At 62.2% G+C, this 5,609-nt stretch carries 3 protein-coding genes; all 3 read right to left on the bottom strand.

What is annotated here, in order from left to right; genetic code table 11:
- On the bottom strand, window positions 1–1,811 hold a 1,811-nt coding region (locus JOZ76_RS17985), incomplete at its 3' end, for a carbohydrate porin (RefSeq protein WP_291700325.1).
- Between the two features lie 1,758 nt (window positions 1,812–3,569).
- On the bottom strand, window positions 3,570–4,847 hold the full coding sequence (gene dmeF, locus JOZ76_RS17980; protein ID WP_291700323.1) for a CDF family Co(II)/Ni(II) efflux transporter DmeF: 1,278 nt from the start codon (window positions 4,845–4,847) through the stop codon (window positions 3,570–3,572).
- Between the two features lie 5 nt (window positions 4,848–4,852).
- On the bottom strand, window positions 4,853–5,131 hold the full coding sequence (locus JOZ76_RS17975) for a metal/formaldehyde-sensitive transcriptional repressor (RefSeq protein ID WP_291700321.1): 279 nt from the start codon (window positions 5,129–5,131) through the stop codon (window positions 4,853–4,855).
- Window positions 5,132–5,609: the final 478 nt, after the last annotated feature.

Genomic DNA, 5,609 nt, shown 5'->3' with positions numbered 1-5,609 from the left:
GTGAAATCGAACGGCTCCTTGCGGCCATCGGCCCATCCCGCGCGGGCGAAGAAACCGATATTGTCGCTAAGCTGCTGCTCGAGATTCATGCCGATGCCGCCGCGGCTCTGGTAGCGGCGGACGGCGGTGATATCGGCGGGCGTTCCGGTCGCAGCAGCGAGCAGGATCGCATCTTGGAAGCTCCCCATTCGGCCGCGGCTCAAAAATCCGGTGACGGCCACCTTGCCCGGCTGGCCGAAGATCGAGTAGCGACGCTCGATTTCGCCGTCCCACTGGAATTGCCCGAAGCGGGAATCCAGGGCGGTAGAGTTCGGCGTAACCGAAAGGTCGAATACGCCGCCGCGGAAGGTCCATGGACCGGTATACCATTCAATAGCGCCGCCGACCGAATAGCCCCAGGCATCGGCCGCATAGTCGAGCGTTCCGGTGTCGATCAGCGACCAGTTCATGAAATCGCCGCGGGGGTCATGCGCGTATTTGTTGGTGTCGAAGATATCGGGCACGCCCATCTTTCCGACCGTGATCACCAGCCGGTCCGACGTTTGCTTGCCGGAGAACTGGTTGAATCCCGCGCTGACGTCCTGAACATCGCCACCGAGATCGATCGTCTGTCGGATGAACGCCCGGTGCAGACGGGTGTAGGGATAGCTCGCTCCGACCTTGTAGGCCTCACCGCTCGGGAAGCCCGCCGCTCCAGTGGAGTTGCTCAAGCCAAAACCCTGATCGATCTCCGGATTGACCCAGATTTCGGCGCCGTCCCAGAGTCGCATACCGGCGTATGCCGTTACGTCGAAGGTCTCGCGGCCCTGGTTCGGGTTGAGACTGTTGGTGCCGACATAGGGCGACCGAAACGGCGGCGTGTACTGGTTCAGGAAGGTCGCCTGGGCGTGGAAGGCGAAGCGATCCGTCTCCAAGGCCGCAGGGGTCTTGGTGATAAGCTCGGGTATGGGATTGATATCGCCGATCTTGTAGTTCACTCCGACCCGGACGCTTTGCATTGCAAGACTGGATGCGAAGGTATCCGCCGATGCCGCGAAGAACGCGCTCTTGCGGCCATAACCGGTCTCAAGGAATTCGGCCTTCGCCGTCCAGTTGCCGGCGATGGGAATTTCCACGCCAAGGCCTGCGACCCATCCAAGCCGCCACAAGAGCGCGGTTTCGACGGTGCCCGGCGCCGCGAAGCTTCCTGCAAGGGGGGCGGCATCCTGGGACCGCGTTACCTGATCATAGGTCCAGGCGAACCCGCCCGTTCCGTACAGCAGCAGGTGATCGAACGCGTACCCGACCCGGCCGCGAATGCTGCCGTAGTGAATGATCGCCTCGCCATAGGTCACCTGACCGATCTGCGGCGAGGCCACGGTCTGGCTACCTTGCACCGAAAAGGGGGGCACCACGTCCGAATTGGGGAAGCTGGCGTCGCCCTCGATGCCGAGCATCACGCGCGACGGCAGAACGTAGTTGTAGCCGCCCTGGAGCCCCATCACATAACTGCCGGTGCCGGCCATGAAATCGAAATGGAAGGGAAGATCGAAGGAGCCATTCAAGGTGGGCCCAGCGGGGCCGAGCGGCGTTGAGGTCCAGTTCGACGAGCCCCTAATCACGCCCGCATGAGCGCCGATGTACCAGCCGCTCCAATCGTAAGCCGTCGACGTGTAGGGCACGGGCGCTTTGACCGGCAGGTCCGCGGCGAGCGCGGGCCGACCCAGTGCAAGCATCCCCAGTGCCGCGGCAAGCGGCGCCGATAGCCGGACCCGGCCGGCTGTCGCGCGATCCTTTGCGAGCGAAAACGTCGCCATGGTCGCTTTCGTCATGACCCCCATCATGCCGATATCCCCTGCATTGCCCCGATGCTCTGGCTCCGATGCCAGCCCCCGCGCCTGTCGCTGGCAGAGGCGAAAGGCGCAGGCGAACTCATTGCCCGGCACTCTTGCAAAGCACTCGCTGCCAGACCCTATCGCTGATTTATTGTGGTTGGAAGGAAGCGGGCCGGAAGCCACGTTGGATCGCATCCTCCAGTGACGTGCCTGCAACACAGAAGGCGCAAGCAAATGCTCATTCGCGTGGCAAGCACGTGCAGGCGCGTTTGATCCGGGCCAGGCCTGGCTCAGCGACGTTGCGGCAAGACTGCTCTGATAAGACCTTTTGAAGACAGTTTTGCGAAGAGGCGAGACCGGCAGTCGATCGCCCTGCAACGATGGATTGGGTCGATCAGATTCTTCAAGCTCCCAGCGACAAGTCGGTCCGCAGCGGCATACGAGCCACGGCGATCCGTGCTGCTGCTGCTGCTGCTTGCCTCGACGAGCGCCGGGATTGGTGTCCTTGCCATGCGCGGTCACGCACAGCGCCAGCCGTGAGTGACGGTTTCCGAATTTTGCGAGTTTCCCGAACATCGCTCACCTCTGTTACCGCTATGCGGCAGAGTGAGCGAGCTGCGGTCAGCTAGTCTGACCACCCACGCTCGCGCGGCTGCCGCCGTCGCGATCAATCCCAACGTGTGGCGGCAACACCAGTCCGATCGAAGTGATCGGCATGACATTGCCATAGGGGGTACTGCCCATGGCTCTTTCATCAAGTTTGAGACGTCGGTCCTTCGAACAATCGTTCTCAAGGACTTCGATCGCTCACTAGGCCTGCCGTGTGCCGAAGTCAAGCGTCTGGCTTATCCTCCGGGGAGGATAGAAGAGACCGCTGACGAATCTCTCATCACCGACTGCTTGCAGTCGCGCGAATGGAGCGGACTTGTCGTTCGCCATCCACCCACCGCGATCATTTTGGCAAACCTCAAACCGGGAACTCCGCCGGCAATAACTTGCTGGTCGGCCGTTGATTCAAACACGCGGAAGAGTATCCCCAGATAGGGGATGCACATTTCGAAGGATGCGCATTTCAGAATCGGACTGCGCGCTAGCCAGATTGGGACCGTCATCGAGATCATCGAAGATAGGCGGCCGTGCACCCAGATCGCCCAGGAGCTTCTGGTGATAGGAGGCCGGTAGCACTTTTTCGTTCGCAGCCCGACGGCGTCGACGGATGCTGCAAATCCATACATCGTCCGGCAGGCCGGACGAGAGTTCGGATTACAACTGGACGGTCGGCGCGGATCCAAGAGCTTGAAACAGTTCCACGTCCAATGCGAGACGTTCGCAGCCGGGCGACGTTGTGTTGTACTTCCGCCTCATTCGTCTCTAAAATTGCTATTCAGATTAGCGGGAACTCCAATGGGCCGAATCGCCTTCTTGTCGCTGATGTTCGCTTCCACGGCCTTAACCTGGTCAGATTGCCAAGCTGCAGGATCGTTTCAGACCAGGCCGGCTTTCCAGACTGCCGCGATTACGGTTGGTGCTGCATCTGCGGTTCCCGGCGGTTCAGTGCCCAAAGTATCCGCGAGCGATCTCGTTGTCGGCTGTGGCAGAGGTCGCATCCGCGATCCCCAGACCCATGCGTGCCGCGGTCCGGCCGATATCAGATAGCGAGCCAAGGCAGCGTCACGACCGCATGCAGAGCACTGCCGCGCTGAACGATTTCGGAAGAGTCCTCGGATATCTCTGAAGCATTGCGCGCTGGGTTATTCAGGTGCTGGCCGAAGGCGCGTGTTGTACCTCCACCGTGACGTGCGACAGGTCGGCGAACCGGGCGAGCCGCTGCCGATAATGCGCGGCTTCGCGCGCCTTGGTGGTCGCCACCGACACGATGGCGCCGAGATGGCCGGGGCCGAGCCGCCAGAGATGCAAGTCGGTGACGCGGTCGCCCTCGCTTTCGACCACCTGCCGGACCCTCTCGGCGATCCGTGCATCCGGTGTGCGGTCGAGCAGGATCGCGCCAGTGTCGCGCAAGAGGCCGACCGACCAGTTCGCGATGACGGCTGCGCCGATCAGGCCGGCCAGCGGATCCATCCAGAGCCAGCCAAAGGCGCGCGCCAATAACAGCCCAATGATCACGAGCACCGACACGGCCGCGTCCGCCATGACGTGGACCACCGCCGCGCGCATGTTGTTGTCGCGATGATGGGCACCATCCGCGGTGTCATGCTCGTGCTCCTCAAAGCGGAGCTCGCGCTCCTCCTGGCGGTCTTCGCCGGCAAGGTGGAGCCTGGCCACGAATGCATGCGGTTCAGGGATCTCGTCGCGCGATTCGAGAAATGCCCCGCGATCTTCAAGCGCGAACAGCTGCCGGCTGCCGTCCTCGCGCACAGTCTCGATCGAGAGCTCGGATGCCGCCGGCAAAGCGCCAGCGGCCGCGTAGACGCGAAAGCGCGGCGGCACATCATTCTCGAAAATCTCGACCTCGATCGACGAGCGCTCGAACGCAACGCGGCGGACCTCGTCGTCATGGTCGTGGTGATGGCCATGGTCGTGACCATGCGCATGATGATGATCGTGACCAGGCCCGCCGGACAGAAGCCAGGCGCTCGCGACATTGACGGCAAGGCCAAGGAACGCGATCGGGATCGCCTCCCGAAAACTGATCGGGACCGGGTTGAGCAGCCGCTCGACCGCCTCGTAGGCGATCAAGAGCGCAATCATCGCCAGCACAATGGCGCTGGAATATCCGGCAAGATCGCCGAACTTGCCGGTGCCGAACGTAAAACTCCGGTCATAAGCGTATTTGCGTGCAAAACTGTAGGCCAGCGCGGCAAGCAGTAAAGCACCAGCATGCGTCGACATGTGCAGTCCGTCGGCAATCAACGCCAACGAGCCGAACAGCACGCCGCCGATGATCTCCGCGAACATCATGACGCTGCAGAGTATGATCACCGCCCAGGTGCGGCGTTCGGCCGTCTCATGATCAGGGCCCAGGAAGACATGCGCGTGCGCTGCAGGCTGAAACGCCGGTCGTGAATCGGCCATGAGGTTCACCTCAGATAAGTGTGGACGACGTCAATCAGCTGCTCGGCCGCATCGGCATTGAGAGCGCCGCGATTTTTCTTCGGGTCAACAAGATGCGTGCGTATATGGTCCTCGACCACTTCGGCCATCAATCCCGCAACGCTGCCGCGAATTCCGGCGATCATGTGCATGATGCGCGCGCAGTCGGTCTCCTCATTGAGTGAGCGCTCAAGCGCCTCGACCTGCCCGCGAATCCGTCCGACCCGCGCCAACAGCTTCTTTTTCTCTCGGATGGTATGTGTCATGGAGGCCGATATAGGGTACCACCCTATGCTATGTCAATCGCGCCCGTCGAGGGATGAGCCACCGCAAGAAGCGCGATGGCCCGGCCCCGGGGCGGCCAGGCGGGGGCCAGTGCGACACGAGGTCGATGAGGCCCGCGTGTCGGACGGGAAGACGGGCGCGGGTGAGCGCAAATTTCCATCTTTCAATCAGTAGCGGGTGCGAACCCCGTGGTTCTAATTGCCTCAGGCATCGAACTGGCGGACGTGATCGCGCGGTCGACAACGGCGTACCGGCAGCGATGGACCAGCCAGCCCTGCGCGCCAGCATGATCGAGGTTTCGATGGCGCCGCCGTTGATGCCGGGACGCAATTCGCCCGGGCCCGCGGGCAGAACCGCAAAGCCCCGCGCCACCACCGGGCTTTGCCCATATTTGAGGCAGCCCCTTCTATCCTCCCCCGAGGATGACTGCTATCCTGTGGGCGATTAGGAGACCCGGAT

Source organism: Bradyrhizobium sp. (assembly GCF_019244115.1).
Taxonomy (GTDB): domain Bacteria; phylum Pseudomonadota; class Alphaproteobacteria; order Rhizobiales; family Xanthobacteraceae; genus Bradyrhizobium.
Note: the sequence above shows the minus strand (reverse complement) of the source record. Positions and strands in the feature narration are given on the sequence as shown.